Source organism: Dokdonella koreensis DS-123 (assembly GCF_001632775.1).
GTDB classification, from domain to species: domain Bacteria; phylum Pseudomonadota; class Gammaproteobacteria; order Xanthomonadales; family Rhodanobacteraceae; genus Dokdonella; species Dokdonella koreensis.
This window is the reverse complement of record NZ_CP015249.1, coordinates 3534006-3557148: the sequence shown is the minus strand read 5'-3', so window position 1 is coordinate 3557148 and position 23143 is coordinate 3534006. Positions and strand designations below refer to the sequence as shown.

The following is a 23143-nucleotide window of genomic DNA, read 5'->3' as shown; positions in this document are numbered from 1 at the left end:
GCGGCGCGTCTTGCTGTGCAGTCGGAGCAGGCCAGGAACCCCGGCGTGGGATGGGTTGTGCCGCCGCAGCGCCCTTGCAAGGGGCGCTGTCGCCGGAGCCCGTCCCGGCGGTGGCGCACTCATTCCGGATCCATGGCACGGCCAATGATAGCGGGCCACTATGGGAGCGATCCAAGCCACCAATTTCCTTCGGTCACGGGACAGGTCCACAATGCAGGCGGTTTTCCACACCCGGAGGAGACGATGGCCATCGATATCGGTATCGACCAGAAGGATCGCAAGAAGATCGCCGACGGCTTGTCCAAGCTGCTGGCGGACACCTACACGCTGTACCTGAAGACGCACAGCTTTCACTGGAACATCACCGGCTCGATGTTCAACAGCCTGCACACGATGTTCGAGACGCAGTACAACGAGCTGTGGAGCGCCGCCGACGTCATCGCCGAGCGCATCCGCTCGCTGGATTTCCCGGCGCCCGGATCGTACTCGCAGTTCGTGAAGCTCGCGGCGATCAAGGAAGAGCCGGGCGTCCCGGACTGGCGCGGCATGGTCGAGCAGCTCGTCGACGGCCACGAGACGGCGGCCCGTACCGGCCGCGCCGTGTTCAAGGTGGCCGACAAGGCGGACGACCAGCCGACCGCGGACCTGGTCACGCAGCGGCTCGAGGCGCACGAGAAGACCGCCTGGATGCTGCGCTCGCTGCTCAAGTAGCCAATCGGGCCGGCGGGCGTGTCGTCCGCCGGCCGTCATTCAGCCCGCCGGTTCGAACCGCAGTCCGCCGGCGATCGGCACCGCCAGGTAGTGGTCGGCGAGCAGGAACGCGAACAGCACCATCAGGTAGACGATCGAGTAGTTGAACGTCTTCATCGCGAAGAACTCGTCCGGTGGGTTCAGCAGCACGATCGCGTGCCAGAGGAAGCCGGCGCCGAGCACCAGGGCGCCGCCGAGGTAGAACAGGCCGCTCATGCCGGTCAGGTACGGCAGCACCGTGACCAGGATCAGCAGGATCGTGTAGGCCAGCACGTGCCAGCGCGTGTAGACCACGCCATGGGTCACCGGCAGCATCGGCACCTGCGCCCGGGAGTAGTCGTCGCGGCGGAAGATCGCCAGCGCCCAGAAATGCGGCGGCGTCCAGATGAAGATGATCAGGAACAGCAGCAGCGCATAGGGGTGCACTTCGCCGGTCACCGCGGCCCAGCCCAGGACCGGAGGCGCGGCACCGGCGGCGCCGCCGATGACGATGTTCTGCGGCGTGGCGCGCTTGAGGTAGGCGGTATAGACCACCGCGTATCCGATCAGCGAGGCAAACGTCAGCGCGGCGGTCAGCGGGTTGACCAGGGCGATCAGGATCGCCATCGACAGCGTTCCCAGCGCAACGGCGAAGGCCAGCACCTGTGCCGGCGTCAGCGCGCCGGTCGCCAGGGGGCGGTGGGCGGTGCGCGCCATCAGGCGGTCGATGCGCTGGTCGATCAGGTGATTGATCGCGGCGGCCGATGCGGCCGCCAGCCAGATGCCGATGAAGCCGGCCACCGACTGGCGCAGCGGCGGCAGGCCGGGAACCGCCAGGAACATGCCGATGACCGCAGTGAACACGATCAGCGCGACCACGCGCGGCTTGGTCAGCTCCAGGTATTGGCGGGCGAGGCTGGGCATGCGGATGATCGCGAACGGGAGTGCGGGATGGGGCGGCTCAGGCGGCGGACGCAGGCGACTCGCGCGTGCGCACCAGCAGCGCCAGCAGCGAGAGCAGCAGCAGGGCCGCCACGCCATTGTGCGCCGTTGCGACCGGCAGCGGCAGGTCCAGCAGGACATTGCCGATACCGAGCGCGACCTGCAGGCACAGCAGGCCGCCGACGATCAGGCCCAGCCGGCGCTCGCCGCGGCGTACCGCCAGCCACGCCGTGGCGCCGACATGACCGAGCACGATCAAGGCGCCGATGCGGTGGGTCATCTGGATCGCCGTGCGCGCCGGCCCGTCGAGGATGCCGCCTTCGTAGTTGACGCCGATGCCGCGCCACAGGACGAAACCTTCCCTGAAATCCATCGGCGGCCACCAGCGGCCCTGGCAGGTCGGGAAGTCCAGGCCGCACGAGAGCGCGGCGTAGTTGGCGCTGACCCAGCCGCCCAGCGCGATCTGCGCCGCCAGCAGCACCAGGCCCACGACGACCATCGGCCGCAGCTGCCGTAGCGCCGCCGACGGGGAGGCGGTCCGCGAGACGGCGAGGGCCACGTAGCCGAGCAGGACCAGGGTCAGCAGGCCGCCGAGCAGGTGGGCCATGACGATGACCGGCTTCAGCAGCCAGGTCACCGTCCACATGCCGAGCATGGCCTGGAAGATGATGACCGAGAACGCGACGATGGCGATCCGCCACGGCGCCGGCCGCTCCAGCCGCCAGGCGGCGAGCAGCGGCAGGGCCATGCCGAGCGCCGCCAGCCAGCCGGACAGTTCCACCGCGCCCTGCATGTAGGCGCGTACCGCACAGGCCGCGGCCAGCGCCGCGATGCCGAGAACGGCCACCAGCCGCCACCGCCGCCACGCCGCGACGACCGCCAGGCCGAGCACCAGCAAGCCCAGCGTGCCGGCGATCATCCGGTGGACCTGTTCGCGCCAGGCACGATGCGTCTCGACCGGCCGGTCGAAATTCGCGTTCGCATGGGCGATCTCGTGCTCGTGGCCGGGCCAGGTCGCCTTGCCGTAGCAGGTCGGCCAGTCCGGGCAGGACAGGCCGGCGTTGGAAAGACGCACGAACGCGCCGAACACGATCACGCACAGCGCGAACACGGTGGCGGTCCAGGCGAGGCGGCGCAGCAGGAGGGAGGAGGGCATGTCAGTGCTGGGAGCGAATCAGGCGGGAGAGATCCTTGCGCAGGCCGGTGCCGTCGTAGCCGGCCTTGTAGCGCAGTGCATAGAAGCCGGAGGGGTCGACCAGGGCGGCGGCGACGTCGTCCGGGCCCGGCCGCAGCTCCGCGAACACGGCGTCCGGGTCGCTGCCGGCCATCATCGGTGCCAGCGCGGCGAGCTGATCCGGCGCGAGGGCGGTGTCGAGCACGACCAGGCGCAGGCGCGGGGCATTCTGGTTCAGCGTCAGCCGCGCGCGCCGCAGCTCGTCGAGCCGTTCGAGGCAGTGCCCGGCGCAGGCCGGCCCGGGAACCGCGAGCAGCGTCCAGTGATCGAGCTCGGGTTCCTTCCAGATCAGCGTGGCACCGTCGGCGAGCGTGATCGGATGCCCGCTGATGTCGCGGGCCGGCGTCAGCAGCTCGCCGTGGTTGCGCGTGTGCGACGGCTTCCAGCCGGACAGGAACAGCGCGTAGGAGCCGACGACCGGCACCACGAACAGGGCGGCGATCACGGTCAGCGCCAGGCGCTTGCGCCGTCTGGCCTCGGTCGGAGTAGCGTTCATGAAGATTCCTTGCGCCAGTGCAGGAGGGTGAAGATCGCCAGCGCAGCGACCACGAACGAGAACCACTGGAAGGCGTAGCCGCGATGCCGCTCGGGCGGCATCAGCTCCGGTGTCCAGATGCGCTCGAAGCCGCTGGCGGGATCGGGATCAAGCAGCAGCACGCGATCGTCGAGGGCGCGCCCGATGTCGGCCGCGATCTCGTCGGTGTCGAGGTAGATCGTCTTCTTGGGCCAGGTGGTCTGCCCCGGAAGCGCGTTGCCGCCCAGCCGCAGCCCGCTGCCGGGAACCGGAGCGTACAGCCCGGAGAGCGCGACCGGACCGGTTTCGGCGGCGGGAACCGGCATTTCCCGGTCTTCGCGGCGCGGCAGAAAGCCGCGGTTGACCAGCAGGGCGGGGCCGCCGCCGAGCGGCTCGAACACACCGTAGAGGATCACGCCGGTGCGCTGGCCGCGGATCTGGTCGTCGAGCAGGTAGGCGTGCGCCGTATCGAAACGGCCCTCCACGCGCACATGCGGAAAGTGCTGCGTGCTCGCGGTCCTGCGTGCTTCGGAGAGGCTAACGGGTGCGGTCTGCGCCGTTCGCGCGAAGGCGGCCAGCAGCTGTTCTTTTTCGGCGGCGCGGCGCAGCTGCCAGCTGCCGAGACTCGAGAACAGGGCGACGCCGCAGAGCGTGAGCGCCACGGCGAACCAGCCCGGACGGTGCCAGCGCCTGTTCACGGCAGGACTATACTGCGAGCGTTAGGGGACAGCGTCTGTCCCGTGGAACCCATGCACATGCTATTTGCCAAGATCGTGATCGTCGTCGCGCTGGCCGCGATCGTCTGGAACCTCGGCGCCGGCCTGTACTACATGATGACCGACAAGAGCGGCAGCGATCGCGTCGTCAAGGCGCTGACGCGCCGGATCGCCCTTTCCGTCGGGCTGATCGTGGTGGTCGCGATTCTGATCCTGACCGGGGTCATCCAGCCGCACGGCATCTGAGACGGTGGCGCCCGCCGCCCCGAAGGCGCGGCGGGCGCGGTGTGCCGGTCAGAGAACGTAGACGAACAGGAACAGGCCGAGCCAGACCACGTCGACGAAGTGCCAGTACCAGGCCACCGCTTCGAAGCCGAAGTGGTTGTCGCGGGTGAAATGGCCGCGTGCGCAGCGGAACCAGATGACCGTCAGCATGATCGCGCCGAGCGTGACGTGCAGGCCGTGGAAGCCGGTCAGCATGAAGAACGTCGAGCCGTAGACGCCGCTGCCCAGGGTCAGGTTGAGGTGCTGGTAGGCCTCGATGTACTCGTGGGCCTGGTAGTAGAGGAACACGGCGCCGAGCACGACGGTGGCCGCCAGCCAGACCAGCAGCGACTTGCGGTGCCCCGCGCGCAGCGCGTGATGCGCGATCGTGATCGTGACGCCCGACGCCAGCAGCAGCATCGTGTTCAGCAGCGGCAGGCCCCAGGCGGGAATCGTCTCGAACGTCCCGCCGACGTTGCCGGGGCCGTTGGTCGGCCACGCCGGCGTGAAGCCGTCCCAGATGAATTGGTTGGTCAGCGCGCCGTGGCCCTCGCCGCCGATCCACGGCACCGACAGCATGCGGGCATAGAACAGCGCGCCGAAGAACGCCGCGAAGAACATGATTTCCGAGAAGATGAACCACATCATCCCCATGCGGAACGAGATGTCGACCTGTTTGTTGTAGACGCCCGCCAGCGATTCGCGGATGACCGAGCCGAACCAGCCGAAGAACAGCACGATGAACACGGCGATGCCGGTGAACATCAGCGGCTGGCCCATCAGGCCGGTGGCATCGTTGATCCAGTTCGCCGCGCCGACCGTGGTCAACAGCATCGCCACCGATCCGACGGCGGGCCAGATGCTGTGGTGCGGGACGTAGTAGTGGTCTTGGCTGGTGGTGGCTTCGGACATGGCGTGAACCTCTCAAGAATCCGCCGGTCGACCCGCATCCGACGATGCGGGGACGGTTTCAGCGACCCGCCGGGTCGCCTCGGTGTTTTCGTAGAACGTGTAGGACAGCGTCAGCTCGGTGACGTCGCGGGGCAGTGCCGGATCGACGATGAAGCGTACCGGCATCCGCCGCGCCTCACCGGCGACCAGCAACTGCTCGGTGAAGCAGAAGCACTCGGTCTTGTTGAAGAAGGCCGATGCGGTGTTCGGCGCCACGCTCGGCACCGCGTTGCCGACGATCGGCCCGGCCGAGGTATTGGCCGCGTCGAACCAGACCTCGGTCAGCTCGCCCGGGTGCACGTCGATGCGGTTGAGCTCCGGGACGAAGGTCCAGGGCAGCTTGCTGTTGACGTTGGCGACGAACTGCACGCGGACGCGCCGGCTGGTGTCGACCGCCACGGCCTGCGCCGCCTTGGCCGTGGACGGCCCGCCCTCGAGCTTGATGCCCAGGACGTGCTCGCAGGCGATCCGGTACAGGGGAATCATCGCGAAGCCGAACAGGAACGCGCAGGCGCACACGATCAGCGTCACGCGGATCACGCCGCGCGCGTCGTGCCGGGGCGGGCTGGTCGCGTTCATCGGGCCAGGAACGCCTTGAGCAGCGCGCCGAGGTAGACCAGCAGCGCTACGCCGCCCACCAGCCATGCGGTGCGGCGGGCGCTTCTACGGCGGGCCTCGTCTGGATCGTGCATGGCGGGAGCGGGGTGATGGATCACGGCAGCCTTGGAGGGACCGGCGGTGCCGGTCCCGGATCGGGTCAATGCGAGACGTCGTCGTGGGCGAGCATGCCGGGCTTGAGCACCGGCGGCACCGAGAAGGTGTGGTGCGGCGCCGGCGACGGCACCTCCCACTCCAGTCCCTTGGCGTTCTCCCAGACGCGTGCCGTCGCCCGGACCTTGGAGAAGTACGCGCAGTGGACGATCACGCCGACGAAGATCAGCTGCGACAGGCCGAACCAGAAGCCGCCGATCGAGGAAATCATGTTGAAGTCGGCGAAGGCGACGTTGTAGTCGGGGATTCGCCGCGGCATGCCGGCCAGGCCGAGGAAGTGCTGCGGGAAGAACAGGACGTTGACCGAGATCACGCTCGACCAGAAATGGATCTTGCCCCAGCGCTCGCTGTACATGTTGCCGGTCCACTTCGGCAGCCAGTAGTAGGTCGCCGCCATGATCGAGAACACGGCGCCGGTGACCAGCACGTAGTGGAAGTGGGCGACGACGAAGTAGGTGTCGTGGTACTGGAAGTCCGCCGGAACGATCGCCAGCATGACGCCCGAGAAGCCGCCGATCGTGAACAGGATGACGAAGGCGATCGCGAACAGCATCGGCGTCTCGAAGGTCATCGAGCCTTCCCACATCGTGCTGACCCAGTTGAACACCTTCACGCCGGTGGGAATCGCGATCAGCATCGTCGCGTACATGAAGAACAGCTCGCCGCCGAGCGGCATGCCCACCGTGAACATGTGGTGGGCCCAGACGATGAACGACAGGAACGCGATCGAGGCGGTCGCGTAGACCATCGCCTGGTAGCCGAACAGCGGCTTGCGGGCGAAGGTCGGGATGATCTCGCTGACGATGCCGAACGCCGGCAGGATCATGATGTACACCTCGGGGTGCCCGAAGAACCAGAAGATGTGCTGGTACATCACCGGGTCGCCGCCGCCGGCCGCGTTGAAGAAGCTGGTGCCGAAGTACTTGTCGGTCAGCAGCATCGTGACCGCACCGGCCAGCACCGGCATCACCGCGATCAGCAGGAAGGCGGTGATCAGCCAGGTCCAGACGAAGACCGGCATCTTGAGCAGGTCCATGCCGGGCGCGCGCATGTTGAGGATGGTCGCGATGATGTTGATCGCGCCCATGATCGAGCTGACGCCGGCGACGTGGATCGCCAGGATCGAGAAGGCCACGCCGTTGCCGCCCTGCAGCGACAGCGGCGGATACAGCGTCCAGCCGCCCTGCGGGCCGCCGCCCGGCATGAACAGCGTCGACAGCAGCAGGGTGAACGCCACCGGCAGCAGCCAGAACGACCAGTTGTTCATGCGCGGCAGCGCCATGTCCGGCGCGCCGACCATCAGCGGGATCATCCAGTTGCCGAGGCCGACGAAGGCCGGCATGACCGCGCCGAAGATCATGACCAGGGCGTGCACCGAGGTCATCTCGTTGAAGAAGTGCGGCTCGACCAGCTGCATGCCGGGCTGGAACAGCTCGGCGCGGATGATCATCGCCATCGCGCCGCCGATGAAGAACATCAGCAGCGAGAAGAGCAGGTAGAGCGTGCCGATGTCCTTGTGGTTGGTCGAGAAGAACCAACGGGCGACGAAGCCCTGCGGCTTGTGGTCGTGGTGATCGTCGTGGGCGACGGGATCGTGGGTGGCTGCGTGCGCCATGGCCTTGGAACCTCTCGACTCTATATCCGGTTGATGCGCGTCAACCCTGCGTCTGCGACGCCGGGGCTGCAGTCTGGGCGGTGCCCGCCGAAGCGGCTGCGGCCTTGGCCGCCTGCTGCTCGGCCAGCCAGCGTTCGAACTCGTCCTTGGGCAGGGCCTTGACCACGATCGGCATGAAGCCGTGGTCCTTGCCGCACAGCTCGGCGCACTGCCCGCGGTAGGTGCCCGGCTCGTTGATCATGGCCCAGGCGCTGGTGACCATGCCGGGGATCGCGTCCTGCTTCCAGCCGAGCACCGGCACCCACCAGGAGTGGATCACGTCGTCGGCAGTGATCACGAAGCGGACCTTGACGCCTACCGGCAGCACCAGCGGGTTGTCGACGTCGAGCAGGTAGGTGGACTGGTCGCCGACCTTGACGCTGGCCGGGTCCAGGCCCGAGCCGAGCTGGCGGACGCGGTTGGAGTCGCGGTGCAGGGTCGACATGAAGCCGACGCCCGGGTTCTGCTCGTAGTAGTCGACGTACTCGTAGCGCCACTTCCACTGGTAGCCGGTGACCTTGACCGTCATGTCCGAATCGTCGGTGTGCGCCATGTCCACCAGCAGCCGGGTCGCCGGCCAGGCCATGACGATCAGGATGATGATCGGCGTCACCGTCCAGATCACCTCCAGCTTGGTGCTGTGGCTCCAGGTGGCCGGGACCGCGCCCTTGGATTTGCGGAAGCGGAACATCGCGTAGATCATCGCGCCGAAGACGAGGACGCCGATGCCCACGCAGACCCAGAGGCTGATCATGTGCATCGCGTGCACGCGCTCGGAGGTCGGCGTGACGCCCTTGGTCAGGTTCAGCTGCCACGGCTCCGGATTCGCCAGCGCCGCCACCGGTACCAGGCCGAGAACCGCCAGGCTTGTCGTCACGTAAGCGCGCCGCAGGCGCGCAATCCAGACTGAAATCATCGCCACCATCCCGATCGAGAACTTGTGATCGCCGCGGCGGGTGATCGGCCGCCGGCGGGTCGCCAACCGTATTCGCGAGCGCTGCAAAGGCGCAGCCTGGCATTGCGGGACGACGCCGTGGCGCCCGTTCCCTGCAACCGCCTCAAGTCCCCGATGCGCGACCCGCGAAACCCATGCATGATAGTGGACCCCTTGCGACACGGGCAAGGACGCAGGATGACGCAGCGGCACGCGCATGCGTCAATCGGCCGCAGACGCCGCAGGGGCCGGGCGTCCCGATCGACGCGGCCCTTGGACCCTTGGACGCGTCGTGGACCGGGCACGATCCGGACGGCTGTGTCCTGCCGCGCCGATGGGCCGGCGGACCGAGGCCGCGCCGTCGCCATCACGAGAAGCCCGCCCGGTCGGCTGCCGTGCCCCGCGCGCATCCCCGGGTCCGCCGGCTGCGCGGACGCGATCTGCGGCTCGATGCGCGTCCGGGGCACCTCGGAAAGGGGTGTCGTCCGTCCCTGTTCGGAGCTGGAACGTCGTCCGCAGGCGCCGTGGCCGTCGGCTCCGGCGGCGCTGCGCCAGGCGGCGACGTCCCGGGCCCGGCCCGGGGCCGCTCTCGCCCGTGTCCGGGGCGGCCTTGCCGCTCGGGGATGGACCGGTGTCCAGGTCCTCGTGCTTGCCGGGTCCCGAACGCGGGCGCGGCCTACCCGGGGATCGATGACACGCCCTAGACTATGCGGCTGCCGGTCCGGAACCGGCGCCGTGTCCGCGTTCCGCACCGCTTTCCTGCCCGAGAGTGCCGCCTTGAGCGAAATCCTGACCTCCGAACTCCCCGGCCCGGCCGATCCGGCGCGTGCGCGTATCACCGCCGCCTGGACCCGCGACGAGACCGAAGCCGTCAACGAGCTGCTGGCGCAGGCCAGCCTGCCGCCCGCCGAGCGCGAACTGGTGCTGGCCAGGGCGTCCGAGCTGGTCGCCCGCGTGCGCGCCAAGGCGTCCAACCAGAGCGCGGTGGAATCGTTCATGCGCGAGTACGACCTTTCCAGCGAGGAGGGCGTGCTGCTGATGTGCGTGGCCGAGGCGCTGCTGCGCATCCCCGATGCCGAGACCGCCGACAAGCTGATCCGCGACAAGCTCGGCGAGGCCGATTGGAAGAAGCACGTCGGCGCCAGTGAATCCCTGTTCGTCAATGCCTCGACCTGGGGACTGATGCTGACCGGGCGCCTCGTCGGCCTGGCCGAGGAGACCCGCAGCAACTTCACCGGCGCGCTCAAGCGCCTGATCGGCCGGGCCGGCGAGCCGGTGGTGCGGCTGGCCGTGCGCCAGGCGATGCGCATCATGGGGCACCAGTTCGTCATGGGGCGGACGATCGAGGAGGCCCAGGACCGTTCCGAGCAGAAGGACAATCGCGCCTACCGCTACTCCTACGACATGCTGGGCGAGGCCGCGCTGACCCAGGCCGATGCCGATCGCTACCTGCAGGCCTACCGCGACGCGATCGCCGCGCTCGGGCGGCGCGGACCGTGGCCGGACGTCATCGAGGCGCCGTCGATCTCGGTCAAGCTGTCGGCGATCCATCCGCGCTACGACGTCGCCAACCGGGCCCGCGTGCTGGCCGAGCTGACGCCGCGCGTGCTCGAGCTGGCGCAGCTGGCCAAGGCCAATGCCATCGGCATGACGGTGGACGCCGAGGAGGCCGACCGGCTCGAGCTGTCGCTGGACGTCATCGGCGCGGTGTTCGCCGACGCCTCGCTGGCCGGCTGGAACGGCTTCGGATTGGCCGTGCAGGCCTACCAGAAGCGCGCGCCGCTGGTCATCGACTGGCTCGCCGAGACCGCCCGCAAGGCCGGCCGCCGCTGGTGCGTGCGCCTGGTCAAGGGTGCCTACTGGGATTCGGAGATCAAGCGCGCCCAGGAGCAGGGGCTGTCCGGCTATCCGGTCTACACGCGCAAGCCGAACACCGACGTGTCCTATCTGGCCTGCGCGCGGCAGATGTTCGAGGCCGGTGCCGAGCTGATCTATCCGCAGTTCGCGACCCACAACGCCCACACCATCGCGGCGATCCACCACTACGCGCGCGGGCGGCCGTACGAGCACCAGCGGCTGCACGGCATGGGCGCCGACCTCTACGCCGAGGTCATCGGCTCCGCCAACCTCGGCGTGCCGTGCCGCGTCTATGCGCCGGTCGGCAGCCACGAGGACCTGCTGCCGTACCTGGTGCGCCGCCTGCTCGAGAACGGCGCCAACACCAGCTTCGTCAATCGGGTGGTCGACGAGGACGTATCGATCCGCGATCTGGTCGCCGATCCGTGCGAAGTCGTGCGCCATCTGGACATCAAGCCGCATCCGCGCATTCCCCAGCCGATCGCTCTGTTCGGCGAACAACGGAAGAACTCCATGGGCGCCAATCTCGCCAACGACATCGAACTTCGCACCCTGGCCGATCAGGTCAATGCCGCGCGGCGGCCCTGGATCGCGGCGCCGCTGGTGCCGGGCGCCGCGGCACCCGGACCGGCGAAAGCCGTCACCGATCCGTCCGACCGGCGGCGTGCGATCGGCGAGTACCATCCCGCCGACGCGGCGACGATCGAGAAGGCATTGGCGAACGCCGTCGCCGCACAGCCGGCATGGGATGCGCTGCCGGCGGCGAGCCGCGCCAAGATCCTCGAGCACGCTGCCGACCTGCTCGAGGCACGCCGTGCCGAGTTCATCGCGCTGGCGGTCCGCGAGGCCGGAAAGACGATTCCGGCCGCCGTTTCCGAAGTGCGCGAGGCGGCCGATTTCCTGCGCTACTACGCCGCGATGGCGCGCAAGCTGTTCGGCCAGCCCGAAGTCCTGCCGGGACCGACCGGCGAGTCGAACCAGCTGTTCCTGCACGGGCGCGGCGTGTTCGTCTGCATCAGTCCCTGGAACTTCCCGCTGGCGATCTTCATGGGCCAGGTCGTCGCCGCGCTGGCGGCCGGCAACGCCGTGCTGGCCAAGCCGGCCGAGCAGACGACGCTGATCGGCCATGCGGCGACGCGCCTGCTGCACGAGGCGGGCGTGCCCGAGGACGTGCTGCAGTTCATCCCGGGCAAGGGCTCGACGATCGGCAGCATCCTGCTGACGCGTCCGGAAGTCGCCGGCGTCTGCTTCACCGGCTCCACCGAGACCGCCTGGACGATCAACCGCACGCTCGCCGCCCGCAACGCGCCGATCGCCGCGCTGATCGCCGAGACCGGCGGCCAGAACGCGCTGATCGCCGACTCCTCGGCGCTGCCCGAGCAGCTGGTCAAGGACGTCGTCGCCTCGGCCTTCGATTCGGCCGGCCAGCGCTGCTCGGCGGCGCGCATCCTGTTCGTCCAGGAGGACATCGCCGACAAGGTCAAGACGATGCTGGCCGGCGCGATGCAGGAGCTGGCCGTCGGCGATCCGGGGCTGCTGTCCACCGACGTCGGCCCGGTCATCGACGAGGCCTCGCGCGAGATCCTGGCCGCGCATGCCGAGCGCATGGACCGCGAGGCGACCCCGATCGCCGAGGTGCGCCTGGGTGCCAGCGCCGCGCACGGCACGTTCTTCGCACCGCGCGCCTACGAACTGGCCTCGCTCGACGTCCTGACCCGCGAGGTGTTCGGCCCGATCCTGCACCTGGTGCGCTGGAAGGCCGACCAGCTCGACCAGGTCGTCGACGCGATCAACGCCACCGGCTACGGCCTGACGCTCGGCATCCACAGCCGCATCGACGACACGATCGACCACATCGTCCGGCGCGCGAAGGTCGGCAACTGCTACGTCAACCGCAACCAGATCGGTGCGGTCGTCGGCGTGCAGCCGTTCGGCGGCGAGAACCTGTCCGGCACCGGCCCGAAGGCCGGCGGGCCGCACTACCTGCTGCGTTTCGCGACCGAGCGCACGGTGACCGTCAACACCACTGCCGCCGGCGGCAACGCCTCGCTGCTGACGCTCGGCGAGTGACCCGTCCGCCGCGGCATGCCTCGAAGGCGAGGCGCTGACGGGCACCGGGCGCCCGCCGGACGGATGAAATGACCTTTGGGTCCGCCGGCGTTCCGTGGGTCCTGCTGCCCGGGCTGGACGGCAGCGGCGCCTTGTTCGAGCGGTTCCGCGAGGCGCTCCCGCGCGGGACCCGCTTGCGGATCGTCAGCTATCCGGACCGTTCCGCCTGGACGCTCGACGACTACGTCGAGCATGTCGAGCGATCATTGCCTCCCGGAGAACGGCCCTTGATCGTCGCCGAATCGTTCTCCGGGCCGATCGCGCTGCGCCTCCTGTGCCGGCGCGCCGACCTGGCGGGGCTGGTACTGGTTGCGAGCTTCGACGGGTGCCCGAATCCGCTGCTGGCTGTGGCGAATGCGATCCCGGCCGCGGTCGTCAAGGCAATCGCGACGTCTCCGCATCTGCTGCGCTTCTTCTGCCTCGGCCATGACGTGCCGCCCGAGGGGTTGTGGCCTTGCGTGACAGCATCCGCCGGCTGCCGCCGGCGTGCCTGCGTGGCCGGCTCGGTCTGCTGTGGTCTCTCGAGCCGGTTGGTGACCGGGTGCCGGTGACCCCCATCCTGTGCCTGGAGGCTGATCGCGACCGCCTGGTCGTGGCGCATGCGGCTGCCCATGCGCTTTCGCGTTTCGCGGACGTACGCCGTATCGACGGGCCGCATTTCCTGCTGCAGGCAAGGGCGGCCGAATGCGCCGCGGCGATCGTGGCCTGGCTGGCGGCCCGCGGCGGCGCGGGCCGCTCGCCGGAGTCAGGCCAGTAGCGTCGCGGAGCCCTGCTCGAGGATCACGTGCGGCACGAACCGTGCGCCGTCGCGCGTGATCGGCGAGGCGTCCTCGCGCATGCCGATGCCGCAGGCGCGGTCGCCGACGACCCAGCTGCCGACCAGGGCGTGGCGGCCGTCGAAGCAGGGCAGCGGGTGGAACGCCTGGCGGATCAGCGGGCCGCCGTAGGGGCCGTCCGAGACGGCCCGGCTGCCGTCGGGCAGGTGCATGGCGATGTTGGCGCCCTCGCGTGAATGCAGCGGCTTGCGCACCCAGCCGCGCGGCAGGTCGCCGATGCCGTCGTCGAAATAGGCCGGCAGCAGGTTCGGGTGACCTTCGTGCGCCTCCCACAGCAGCGGCAGGATGCCCTTGTTGCTGAGCACTGCCTTCCACGCCGGCTCGACCAGCAGCAGGCCCGAGGTCGGCAGGTGACGGCCGAAGTCCTCGCGGAACAGGTCCTCCAGCGGATACAGCTTGAACAGCGTGCCGATCACGTTGTCGTCGAGGTCGGTGTAGCGGCCGTCGGCGCTCAGGCCGATGTCCTCCAGTGCCAGGGCCGCGCAGTCGATGCCGGCCTGCAGCGCGCAGTCGCGCAGGTAGTCGCTGGTGCCCTGGTCCTCGACCGCATCGCGCAAGGCGGCGAAGCGGACCGGTCGCGGCAGGCGGCGTGCGATCGTCGCGAACGCCTCGACCAGCGACTCGTAGATGGAGTTGAACTGGTCGGCCATCGCCGGCAGGCGTCCGCCGCGCTGCTGGTCGTCCAGCCATTGCCACTGGAAGAACGCCGCTTCGAACAAGGCGGTCGGTGTGTCGTAGTTGAATTCGTAGAGCTTGGCCGGGCCGCTGCCGTCGTAGGCCAGGTCCATGCGCCCGTACACGTGCGGATCGCGCGCCTGCCAGCTGCGTGCGATCCAGTCCCAGCAGGACTCGGGAATGGCCAGCCGCTGCAGCTGGCTTTCGCTGGCGACGATGTCGCCGACCAGGTCGAGCGCGAGCGCATGCAGGTCCTGCGTCGGGGCCTCGATGTCCTCTTCGATCTGGCGCAGCGTGAACGCGTAGTACGCCGATTCGTCCCAATAGGGCTCGCCGTCGATCGTATGGAAGCGGAAGCCGCTCTCGGCTGCCCGTTCGCGCCAGTTCGCGCGGGCAGGGATCGCCAGGCGACGCATCAGCCGCCGCTGCTGTCGCTGCGCGATCCGAAGCCGCCGCGCGTGACCGTCGGGGCGCGGTCGGGTTGTGCGGTGACCGGCACCATCGCCGAAGCACCCGCGGCGCCGGGGCGGTAGACGCCGCCACCGGCGGCAGGGCCGGGCCGTTGCCAGTTGCCGGCCCGGTCGCGGAACGCCGGGCTGCCGGTCAGGCCGACCGTCTGGCCGCCGCGCAGCATCTGGCCCAGCAAAAAGCCGGTCATCAGCGGCATGAAGTACGAATGGCCGGCACCGTCGCTGCGCTGCTGGCACTGGTCGGCGCCGTGCGCGGCGATGCATTCCTCGCGCGAGGCGTAGCGCGGCGCCGTGGCCTCCGATTGCTGCGTGGCCTGGTCGAAGGCCTGCTGGCACGTGTAGCTGTCGTTGGTCTGCGCGATGCAGGCCTCCACCGAGGTGTAGAGGCCCTCGCTCTGGGTTTCCTGGCTGCACGAGGTCAAGGCCAGCGGGGAAGCGCCCATGATGAGCAGGGCGGCGGTGCGTGATCGCTTCATGGCGGTTTCGTCGAAGGGGTCCGGCAGGGAGCTTGCCTGTTTTCCTGTCGCGAGGGGAAGGGCTCAAAGCGGTGGGGCGGCATCATCGGCGGCCATGATGCCGGCCGGTGGCTGCACGGGCGCGGTCTCGGCCTGGGCCGACCACGCGGCGAACAGCCCCTGGATCTGCCGCTGCTGCTCGGGCTGCCAGTGGCCGGTGCGCTCAGCCAGTCCGCTGGGGCTGCCCCAGGCCGGGTTGGAGCGCACGGCGGTCGCATACCACGCCAGGGCGGTCTCGGCGTCACCGAGGGTCCAGTATGCGAGCGCGTAGGTGTAGGGGACCCAGCCCGGGCGACCGCCGTGCAGGTGTTCGCACAGCGTCCACGAGGTGAGGGCGCCGGTGATGTCGCCCATGTCGTAGAGGGCCCAGCCGTAAGCCCACAGGACTTGCCGGTGCGAGGGACTGCCGTGCTCGGCCAGCGTCAGGGCGTGTTCGAAGTCGCGGCGCGCGTTGGCCTCGTCACCGGCGCGCAGGAACAGATAGGCCCGATGGGACAGCAGGACCGGATGCGGCTGAGCCTGGATACGCTTGTTCAATGCGGCGCGCACTTCGCCCCGGCGTCCCGGCGGCGCCTTGTAGGCGGTGGCGGCGACATCCTCGTCCGGATACGTGTCGGCGGCGGGACCGGCAGCTGCCACCGGCAGGCACGCGAAGACCGAAAATATCAGCGAAACGATCCATCGGCCCATCACAGAACCCCTCATCGTGAATGTCGGCCGGGAAGTGTAGGGCGTATCCCGCTGCGCTCGGCGATCCTTCTCCAGGGATGCACCGACGTGGTGTTCCGGTTTCCACCCCCTCGTCGGCCCCCGTCCGCCACCGGACATTCGCGAACGTCCGCGGGCACCGCCGAACGGCTTTCCGGACGACCATGACTTCCGGACTAGCAACCCAAGTCGTTGTTCGTGCATCTCAATAGCGGCAAGTCACTCGCATGCCGGTGTTGGCACGCCGCTTGCGATACCTGACCTGCAAGCCGAAATCCCTAGGAGTCTGCCATGAACATCCGTACTTCCCTGGTCCCCCTCGTGGTGCTTCTCACGGGCCTCGGCGGAACGTTCGCCGCTGCCGTTGCCGGCGAGACGGCCGTGGTCGACGCCCGCGAGCCGCTGGCGGTGACGCTGCTGCCGACGGTCACGGTCACGGCCGATCCGGCCAACCCCGATGGCCCGACCCGCTGGAGCGTCGAGAAGGCCGCCCCGCTGCCGGTCACGCTGATGCCGACGGTGCACGTCACCGCGCGGCCCGAGCCGCTGGCGATGACGGTACTGCCGACGGTCCACGTGGTCGCCAAGGCCGATCCGCAGCCCGATGAGGGTCTCGCGGCGGCGCATCTGATCGACGGCGACGTCCCGTACGAAGCCCTGCCGCGGCCGTCGGATTTCCGTCAGGACCTGCGTGTGTGGTTGTCGCGCTGAGCGGGTGCCGGGTGACGGGTGGCGGAGCGATCACCCGCGACGCCGTGCGGTGAACGGCCGGGCGCCTGCGCCCGCCGTTCCGCCGGCGGGGAGGCGTGCGTTCGGAGCCGGGGGTGAAATCGGTTAGTCTGCACGCCCTTTTTCCGGAGACTCCGATGTCCCTGCTCACGGCCGTTTTCGCCACCGCGCGCGGCACGATCCGCGTCAAGCTGTTCGCCGACCAGGCGCCGATCACCGTCGCCAATTTCGTCAATCTGGCCCAGCGCGGCTTCTACAACGGATTGAACTTCCACCGCGTGATCAACGATTTCATGGTCCAGGGCGGCTGCCCCAGCGGGAGCGGGACCGGTGGGCCGGGCTACCGGTTCGACGACGAGATCGTGCCTTCGCTGCGGCACGACACCGCCGGTGTCCTGTCGATGGCCAATGCGGGCATCCAGGGTGGCAAGGGCACCAATGGCAGCCAGTTCTTCATCACGCATGGGCCCACGCCGTGGCTCGACGGCAAGCACAGCGTGTTCGGCGTCGTCGTCGGGCCGGAGGATCAGAAGGTTGTCGACGCGATCCGCCAGGGCGATGCGATCGAGTCGATCACGATCGAAGGCGATATGGCGGCGCTGTTCGAGAAGGCCGGTCCCCAGCTGGCCAGCTGGAACGCGGTACTCGACGCGCGTTGAGCCGGCAGCCGTCCGGCTTGCGCAGGCAGGCGCCCTCGGGCGCCTGCCTGCGACGGGCGCTCAGCGCTTGCGCGTGATGAGGCCGTAGAGGATCAGCAGCACGATCGCGCCGATCACCGAGCCGATGAAGCCCGCGGTCTGGCCGGGCTGGTACCAGCCCAGCGTCTTGCCGAGGAAGGTCGCCAGGAACGAGCCGGCGATACCGATCAGCGTCGTGATGATGAAACCGCCGGGATCCTTGCCGGGCTTGAGGAACTTCGCGACGATGCCGACCACCAGGCCGATGACGATCGTCATGATGATGCCGTAGGTGCCGCCGAATACTTCCATTGCTAGGTTCTCCGCTGGAAAGAGTGGTTCGTTGGTTTCGCGCGCTGCCGGACTGCGGGCCCCGGATCGAGCGGCGGCAAGCATACCGTGCACCGATGCCGTCGGGATGAAGGCGGCAGGCGCCCCGGCCTGACGTAACAATTCTTTGTGCGGTCGCAATGCGGTGCCGCCTCGCGATCCTGCCGCCTCGGCCGGCTCGGCAGCGGCGTGGCCGTGCTGTCGCGCCGGCGGACGCGCGGGTCGGCCAGCGGCGCAGTGCCGCGTGGCGTTCTGCAGTGATGCGGAGCACCATGCTAAAATGCGCTGTTACGAGCGTGACTTCCCCCGACCGTTTCCGCAGAGGTTTTCCATGCCTTCACTTGCCGCGCGCATGAGCCGCGCCAAGCCCAGCGCCATCATGGCCGTCGCCGAGAAGGCCAAGCGACTCAAGGCCGAAGGCCGCGACATCATCAGCTTCTCGATCGGCGTTCCCAATTTCCTGCCGGGCGACCACGTCTACCAGGCCGTGCGCGATGCGCTGACCAAGGATTCGGGCCAGTACGGGTCCAACCGCGGTCCCGACGCGCTGCTGGACGCCTTCATCAAGCACCTCGAAGAGAACGGCCTGACCGGCTACGGCCGCAAGAACGTCGCGACCGGTATCGGCGCCAAGCACATGCTGTACAACCTGGCCGAGGCGCTGCTCGATCCGGCCGACGTCATCGTGTTCCCGACGCCGTACTGGACCACCTACATGGACATCGCCGAGATCCTCGACGCGAAGGTCCGCCTGCTGCCGTGTCCGGCGACCCAGAACTACAAGCTGCTGCCGGCCCAGCTCGACGCCGCGCTGCCGGGTGCCAAGCTGTTCCTGTTCAACAATCCGTCCAACCCGACCGGCATGGTCTACACCAAGGACGAGATCGCCGCGCTGGCCGACGTGCTGGTGCGCCACCCGGACGTGTGGATCGTCTGCGACGACATCTACAACCGCATGGTGTTCGACGGCATCGGCTATCACAACTTCGTCAACGCCCGCCCGGAGCTGCGCGATCGCGTGATCCACGTCGATTCGCTGTCCAAGACCTACGGCATGCCAGGATGGCGGGTGGGCTTCGTCGCCGGCCCGGAGGTCGTGGCGCAGGCGATGGTGACGCTCAACTCCAACCACATCACGAACGTGCCCGAGGTGGTCAACGCCGCCGCGGTCGCGGCCTTGAGCGGACCGCAGGACGTGCCGGTCGCCAAGAACGCCGAGTTCTCGGCCAAGCGCGATATCGTCCTGGACGCGCTGGCGGCGATTCCCGGCCTGGTCTGCCCGCGTCCGCAGGGTGCGTTCTACGTCTTCCCCGACGTCGCCTTCGCGTTCGGCAAGTCGCACAACGGAACGTTGATCGCCAACGACGTCGATCTGTGCAATGCGCTGCTGGAGGCCAAGGGCGTCGCCTGCGTGCCCGGCAGCGCGTTCGGCGAGCCGCGCGCATTGCGGATCTCCTACACGTGCCCGACGCCGCAGCTCGTGCCGGGCATGCAGCGCATCCAGGAATTCTTCGCCGAGCTGCGCTGACGATGCTGCCGCGCCTGCTCGCAGGGCTGGTCGCCGCCGCCGCATTGGCCGGCTGCGAGCGCCAGCCGCGCGCCGACGCTTCGGCACTGCGCGACCTGATCGGCGCCGAGCCGGTGGTCCTGCTTTCCACGGACTGGTGCGGCTATTGCGGCAAGCTGCGCAACGACCTCGGTGCCTGGGGCGTGGACTATCGCGAGATCGACGTCGAGCGTTCCGCCGAAGGGCAGCAGGCTTTCGCGCTGCTGCGGTCGCCGGGCGTACCGGTCCTGCTGATCGGGGACGAGGTCGTGCACGGCTACACGCCGCGACGCATCCGCCGGCTGCTGGCCGATGCCGCATTGCTGCCCGGACGACCCGGCGTCGCGCCGGCCGTCCCGTGAATTCTCTCCCACGTCCCATCATGAGGTTGTTGCGATGAAAGCTCCCGTCCGCGTTGCCGTCACCGGCGCTGCCGGCCAGATCGGCTATGCCCTCCTGTTCCGTATCGCCGCCGGCGACATGCTGGGCCCGGACCAGCCGGTGATCCTGCATCTGCTGGAGATCACCCCGGCGCTGCCGGCGCTCAACGGCGTCGTCATGGAACTCAACGACTGTGCGTTCCCGACGCTGCACGGCGTGGTCGCCACCGACGACGTCAACGTGGCCTTCAAGGACGTGGATTTCGCCCTGCTGGTGGGCGCGCGGCCGCGCGGCCCGGGCATGGAGCGCAAGGATCTGCTCGAGGCGAACGGTGCGATCTTCGCGCCGCAGGGCAAGGCGATCAACGACCACGCCAAGCGCGACGTGCGCGTGCTGGTGGTCGGCAATCCCGCCAACACCAATGCCCTGATCGCGCAGCAGAACGCGCCGGACCTCGATCCGCGCCGGTTCACCGCGATGGTGCGCCTGGACCACAACCGCGCGATCAGCCAGCTCGCCGAGAAGACCGGCGCGCTCAACACCGACATCGCGAAGGTCACGATCTGGGGCAACCACAGCTCCACGCAGTATCCGGACATCCACCAGACCACCGTCAAGGGCAAGCCGGCGCTTTCGCTGGTCGACCAGACCTGGTACGAGAACGACTTCATCCCGGTGGTCCAGCAGCGCGGCGCGGCGATCATCAAGGCGCGCGGCGCCTCGTCGGCCGCCTCCGCGGCATCGGCGGCGATCGACCACATGCGCAACTGGGCGCTGGGTACCGCGGCCGGTGACTGGGTTTCGATGGGCATTCCTTCGGACGGCTCCTACGGCATCGAGCCGGGCGTGATCTACGGCTATCCGGTGACGGTCAGCAACGGCAGCTACGAAATCGTGCAGGGTCTGGAGATCAATGCGTTCTCGCGTGCCCGCATGGACGCGACCGACCGCGAACTGCGCGAGGAGCGCGCCGCGGTCGAGCACCTGTTCGCCAAGCGCTGACCCGCGCGCGAGCGTAAAGCGAGGCCCCTGGGCTGCAGGGGCCTTTCCTCCGCCGCATCGGCCGTGTTCGGGAGCGGATGCGGCCCGAAGGCATCCGGTGATCGACGACGATCCGAGTCGGTCGCCGGCCCCCGCAGGAGCCGGACGATGAGCTGGAGCCCGATCCGCCGCATCCGCGATTTCATGGACGGCGAGGCCGCCGGAGGCCTGGTCCTGATGGCGGCCGCGGCGGCCGCGCTGGTGATCGCCAATTCACCCTGGTCCGATGCCTACTTCGCCGCGCTGGCGGCGTACCTGGGTCCGCTGAGCGTCCTGCACTGGATCAACGACGGCCTGATGGCGGTGTTCTTCCTGCTGGTCGGCCTGGAGATCAAGCGCGAGGTGCTGAACGGCGAGCTGGCGACGGCGCGCAACCGGGTGTTGCCGGGCGTCGCCGCCGTGGGCGGCATGCTGGTGCCGGCGCTGATCTACGCCGGATTCAACCTCCACGATGCGGCGGCCCTCAAGGGCTGGGCGGTGCCCACCGCGACCGACATTGCCTTCGCGCTCGGCGTGCTGTCCCTGCTCGGCAACCGCGTGCCGGTATCGCTGAAGGTCTTCCTGACGGCGCTGGCGATCATCGACGATCTCGGCGCGGTCATCATCATCGCGCTGTTCTACACCGGCGGATTGTCACCGGCCTGGCTTGCCGCCGCGCTGGGAACGCTGGTCCTGCTCGGCGCGTTGAACCGGTTCGGCGTCGCACGCCTGTGGCCCTATCTCGTTCTCGGCGTCCTGCTGTGGGTCCTGGTGCTGCGCTCGGGCGTGCACGCCACGCTGGCCGGCGTCGCGCTGGCCCTGCTGATTCCATTGCGGCAGTCCGGTTCCGGCACCGCCGCGCTCGCGTCGGAGCACTCGCCGCTGTTGCGGCTGGAGCACGCCCTGCATCGCGTGGTGCCGTTCCTGATCATCCCGATCTTCGGCTTCGCCAACGCCGGGCTTTCGTTCGCGGGACTGAGTCCGGCGGCGCTGGTGGAGCCGTTGACCCTCGGCGTCGCCGGCGGCCTGCTCGTCGGCAAGGTGATCGGCGTGTTCGGATTCTCGGCGCTGGCGATCCGGTGCGGTGTCGCGACGCTGCCGCACGGCGCGCGCTGGATCCAGTTGTTCGGCGTCGCCCTGTTGTGCGGCATCGGCTTCACGATGAGCCTGTTCATCGGCCTGCTGGCCTTCGCCGATGCACCGCTCCTGCAGAGCGAGGTCAAGGTCGGCATCCTGTGCGGCTCGTTCCTTGCGGGCCTGAGCGGGTGGGCCGTGCTGCGCTGGGCCAGTCCCGGCCGCTAGGACGATCATCGCGTCCGGGATGTGTTGCGTATCGTCCGGCGCCGCGGGCGGCGTGACGGGACGCCCGCGGCGGGGCTGCCGCCGGAAGGTCCGCGACACGCAGGCACGCCGCGTGATGCAAGAATCAGGCGGCGCTAGTGCGTGCGCACGGAGCCTGCGGCAGGTGCGGCGTCGCTGCCGTCCTGCGTCAGCGGCGGCTGTTCTTCGCGGGCCTTGGCGATCCAGCCGAGCATCAGCGGCGCGAACGGGGAGCGCAGCGCCAGTCCGACCAGTGCACCGGCCGTCGACCCGGCCCGCGCGAATGCGCGCACCGGCAGCAGGCTGGCGAGGACGCCGGCCGCCAGCCCGCCACCGATGACCAGGGCGGTGCGGTGGCGGCGCCAGAAGCCGCGCAACGGACGGCTGCTCTGTACCAGTTCGTGCCTGGCCGTCACGGCGCGGATTTCCGCCGAGCGGGCGTGTTGGCGGTCGTTGCGAAGACTCATGCCTGGACCTCCTTGCGTGCCTGATCGAGCATCCGGCGCGTCCGTGGCAACGACAGGTCGCGCCAGCAGCGCCGCATCGCCAGCAGCACCCAGGCGATGCCGGCCCCGTTGGCCAGGGCGACGCTGCCGATGCCGACGAACAGGTTGCCGGTGAGTTGGTAGATGCCGGCCGCGATCGCGGCACTCGTCGCCAGCCAGGCACCGACCCCGAGGAAGACCAGCGCGAACCCGAGCCACACCAGCGCCAGCGCACTGCTGCGGGCGAGGCGGAACTCGGCGCGCAGCAGGGCCAGCGCGGCGCCGGCCGCGTCGATCGCCGCGTCCAGCGTGCGGCGCAACTCGGTCAGCGCCGCGCTTTCCTCGCCAGGCGGGGGAGCGTCTTCGTGCCGGTCCATGGCCGCGGCCCTAGCGCCGCAGCCAGCGGGTGACGATCATGCCGGCGGCGAAGGCGATGCCGAACGCGGCCAGCGGATGCGCGCGGATCTGCTCGGCCGCGGTATCGCCGAACTTGCGCGCGCCTTCGCCGAAGCGTCTGCCGGCGTCGCGCAACTCGTCCTCGAGGTGGGAGCCGTTGGCGCGCAGGCGATCGCCGAGGCGATGCAGTTCGTCGGCCGTTTCCTTGAGTCCTTCCTTGAGCGTGCTGCCGGCATTCTCGGCCGCTCCGGCAAGGTCGTCGGCCGCTTTGGAGGCACCCTGTTTCACGTCGCGTATGCTGGCCATGCTGGTCTCCATGAAATCACGGTAGGTACCGGCCGAACGGCCGATAGTGCCGGACTCTAGGCGCTGCCGGCTGA

At 69.1% G+C, this 23143-nt stretch carries 26 protein-coding genes; 11 read left to right on the top strand and 15 right to left on the bottom strand.

The features are described 5' to 3' along the window. The first annotated feature begins 243 nt into the window (after nucleotides 1-243). Nucleotides 244-711: a Dps family protein gene (locus tag I596_RS14525; protein WP_067649453.1), complete on the top strand. Its 468-nt coding sequence runs from the start codon at nucleotides 244-246 to the stop codon at nucleotides 709-711. Between the two features lie 39 nt (nucleotides 712-750). Here the strand turns inward: I596_RS14525 and cyoE are convergent, their stop codons facing one another. The 4 genes from cyoE to I596_RS14505 are packed head-to-tail and all read right to left on the bottom strand — an operon-like array spanning nucleotide 751 to nucleotide 4117. Next, complete coding sequence (gene cyoE / locus I596_RS14520; RefSeq protein ID WP_067649450.1) at nucleotides 751-1653, bottom strand: heme o synthase; 903 nt, start codon at nucleotides 1651-1653, stop codon at nucleotides 751-753. 37 nt (nucleotides 1654-1690) lie between these two features. Further along, nucleotides 1691-2827, bottom strand: a complete 1137-nt coding sequence (locus tag I596_RS14515; protein WP_067649447.1) for a COX15/CtaA family protein — start codon at nucleotides 2825-2827, stop codon at nucleotides 1691-1693. Between the two features lies 1 nt (nucleotide 2828). Then, on the bottom strand, nucleotides 2829-3401 hold the full coding sequence (locus tag I596_RS14510) for a hypothetical protein (protein ID WP_067649444.1): 573 nt from the start codon (nucleotides 3399-3401) through the stop codon (nucleotides 2829-2831). Continuing rightward, complete coding sequence (locus tag I596_RS14505) at nucleotides 3398-4117, bottom strand: SURF1 family protein (protein ID WP_067649442.1); 720 nt, start codon at nucleotides 4115-4117, stop codon at nucleotides 3398-3400. Before I596_RS14505 ends, I596_RS14510 begins: the two co-directional genes overlap by 4 nt. 57 nt (nucleotides 4118-4174) lie before the next feature. Between I596_RS14505 and I596_RS14500 the strand changes: the two genes are divergently transcribed. Beyond that, nucleotides 4175-4381: a twin transmembrane helix small protein gene (locus I596_RS14500; RefSeq protein WP_223303841.1), complete on the top strand. Its 207-nt coding sequence runs from the start codon at nucleotides 4175-4177 to the stop codon at nucleotides 4379-4381. A gap of 48 nt (nucleotides 4382-4429) precedes the next feature. Here I596_RS14500 and I596_RS14495 read toward each other — a convergent pair whose 3' ends face one another. From I596_RS14495 to coxB, 4 genes are all read right to left on the bottom strand, one after another. Further along, on the bottom strand, nucleotides 4430-5311 hold the full coding sequence (locus I596_RS14495) for a cytochrome c oxidase subunit 3 (protein ID WP_067649437.1): 882 nt from the start codon (nucleotides 5309-5311) through the stop codon (nucleotides 4430-4432). 12 nt (nucleotides 5312-5323) lie between these two features. Further along, a complete protein-coding gene (locus I596_RS14490; RefSeq protein ID WP_067649434.1) occupies nucleotides 5324-5929 on the bottom strand; it encodes a cytochrome c oxidase assembly protein in 606 nt (201 codons plus the stop codon). Between the two features lie 178 nt (nucleotides 5930-6107). Then, nucleotides 6108-7736: a cytochrome c oxidase subunit I gene (ctaD, locus tag I596_RS14485; RefSeq protein ID WP_067649431.1), complete on the bottom strand. Its 1629-nt coding sequence runs from the start codon at nucleotides 7734-7736 to the stop codon at nucleotides 6108-6110. Between the two features lie 40 nt (nucleotides 7737-7776). Continuing rightward, the gene (gene coxB / locus I596_RS14480; RefSeq protein ID WP_425478778.1) at nucleotides 7777-8697 is read right to left on the bottom strand and encodes a cytochrome c oxidase subunit II; all 921 of its coding nucleotides are present in this window, start codon (nucleotides 8695-8697) and stop codon (nucleotides 7777-7779) included. 702 nt (nucleotides 8698-9399) lie between these two features. On the opposite strand from coxB, the gene putA reads away from it, so the two are divergent. From putA to I596_RS14465, 3 genes are all read left to right on the top strand, one after another. Beyond that, nucleotides 9400-12636 (top strand): bifunctional proline dehydrogenase/L-glutamate gamma-semialdehyde dehydrogenase PutA, encoded by a 3237-nt coding sequence (gene putA, locus I596_RS14475; protein WP_083965606.1) that lies wholly within the window; start codon nucleotides 9400-9402, stop codon nucleotides 12634-12636. A gap of 131 nt (nucleotides 12637-12767) precedes the next feature. Continuing rightward, a complete protein-coding gene (locus tag I596_RS14470; protein ID WP_150132183.1) occupies nucleotides 12768-13226 on the top strand; it encodes an alpha/beta fold hydrolase in 459 nt (152 codons plus the stop codon). Continuing rightward, nucleotides 13223-13432: a hypothetical protein gene (locus I596_RS14465; protein ID WP_150132182.1), complete on the top strand. Its 210-nt coding sequence runs from the start codon at nucleotides 13223-13225 to the stop codon at nucleotides 13430-13432. The genes I596_RS14470 and I596_RS14465 overlap by 4 nt, the downstream gene beginning before the upstream one ends. Here the strand turns inward: I596_RS14465 and I596_RS14460 are convergent. From I596_RS14460 to I596_RS14450, 3 genes are all read right to left on the bottom strand, one after another. Further along, a complete protein-coding gene (locus I596_RS14460) occupies nucleotides 13421-14602 on the bottom strand; it encodes a glutathionylspermidine synthase family protein (protein ID WP_067649422.1) in 1182 nt (393 codons plus the stop codon). The two genes, I596_RS14465 and I596_RS14460, sit on opposite strands and share 12 nt — an antisense overlap. Continuing rightward, a complete protein-coding gene (locus tag I596_RS14455; protein WP_067649420.1) occupies nucleotides 14602-15132 on the bottom strand; it encodes a DUF1190 domain-containing protein in 531 nt (176 codons plus the stop codon). The genes I596_RS14460 and I596_RS14455 overlap by 1 nt, the downstream gene beginning before the upstream one ends. A gap of 63 nt (nucleotides 15133-15195) precedes the next feature. Next, nucleotides 15196-15861 (bottom strand): tetratricopeptide repeat protein, encoded by a 666-nt coding sequence (locus I596_RS14450; protein WP_067649417.1) that lies wholly within the window; start codon nucleotides 15859-15861, stop codon nucleotides 15196-15198. A gap of 309 nt (nucleotides 15862-16170) precedes the next feature. Here I596_RS14450 and I596_RS14445 point away from each other — a divergent pair, with 309 nt between their 5' ends. Further along, the gene (locus I596_RS14445) at nucleotides 16171-16590 is read left to right on the top strand and encodes a hypothetical protein (RefSeq protein WP_067649414.1); all 420 of its coding nucleotides are present in this window, start codon (nucleotides 16171-16173) and stop codon (nucleotides 16588-16590) included. Between the two features lie 155 nt (nucleotides 16591-16745). Then, nucleotides 16746-17267 carry a peptidylprolyl isomerase gene (locus I596_RS14440; RefSeq protein ID WP_067649411.1) on the top strand — a complete coding sequence of 174 codons (522 nt, stop codon included), beginning with the start codon at nucleotides 16746-16748 and terminating at the stop codon, nucleotides 17265-17267. Between the two features lie 60 nt (nucleotides 17268-17327). Here I596_RS14440 and I596_RS14435 read toward each other — a convergent pair whose 3' ends face one another. Continuing rightward, nucleotides 17328-17597, bottom strand: a complete 270-nt coding sequence (locus I596_RS14435; RefSeq protein WP_067649408.1) for a GlsB/YeaQ/YmgE family stress response membrane protein — start codon at nucleotides 17595-17597, stop codon at nucleotides 17328-17330. 349 nt (nucleotides 17598-17946) lie between these two features. Here I596_RS14435 and I596_RS14430 point away from each other — a divergent pair, with 349 nt between their 5' ends. The 4 genes from I596_RS14430 (at nucleotide 17947) to nhaA (ending at nucleotide 21864) form a co-directional block, all read left to right on the top strand. Next, complete coding sequence (locus I596_RS14430; protein ID WP_067649405.1) at nucleotides 17947-19143, top strand: pyridoxal phosphate-dependent aminotransferase; 1197 nt, start codon at nucleotides 17947-17949, stop codon at nucleotides 19141-19143. A gap of 2 nt (nucleotides 19144-19145) precedes the next feature. Next, nucleotides 19146-19523, top strand: a complete 378-nt coding sequence (locus tag I596_RS14425) for a glutaredoxin family protein (RefSeq protein WP_067649402.1) — start codon at nucleotides 19146-19148, stop codon at nucleotides 19521-19523. A gap of 34 nt (nucleotides 19524-19557) precedes the next feature. Then, nucleotides 19558-20544: a malate dehydrogenase gene (locus I596_RS14420; protein WP_067649399.1), complete on the top strand. Its 987-nt coding sequence runs from the start codon at nucleotides 19558-19560 to the stop codon at nucleotides 20542-20544. 147 nt (nucleotides 20545-20691) lie between these two features. Further along, the gene (gene nhaA / locus I596_RS14415; protein WP_067649396.1) at nucleotides 20692-21864 is read left to right on the top strand and encodes a Na+/H+ antiporter NhaA; all 1173 of its coding nucleotides are present in this window, start codon (nucleotides 20692-20694) and stop codon (nucleotides 21862-21864) included. Between the two features lie 134 nt (nucleotides 21865-21998). Here the strand turns inward: nhaA and I596_RS14410 are convergent, their stop codons facing one another. From I596_RS14410 to I596_RS14400, 3 genes are read right to left on the bottom strand one after another with little or no spacing between them, the layout of a single operon-like run. Next, the gene (locus I596_RS14410) at nucleotides 21999-22349 is read right to left on the bottom strand and encodes a hypothetical protein (RefSeq protein ID WP_067649393.1); all 351 of its coding nucleotides are present in this window, start codon (nucleotides 22347-22349) and stop codon (nucleotides 21999-22001) included. Next, entirely contained in the window at nucleotides 22346-22744 is a 399-nt protein-coding gene (locus I596_RS14405) for a hypothetical protein (RefSeq protein WP_067649390.1), read from the bottom strand. The genes I596_RS14410 and I596_RS14405 overlap by 4 nt, the downstream gene beginning before the upstream one ends. A gap of 10 nt (nucleotides 22745-22754) precedes the next feature. After that, nucleotides 22755-23069 carry a hypothetical protein gene (locus tag I596_RS14400; RefSeq protein ID WP_150132180.1) on the bottom strand — a complete coding sequence of 105 codons (315 nt, stop codon included), beginning with the start codon at nucleotides 23067-23069 and terminating at the stop codon, nucleotides 22755-22757. Between the last annotated feature and the right edge of the window lie 74 nt (nucleotides 23070-23143).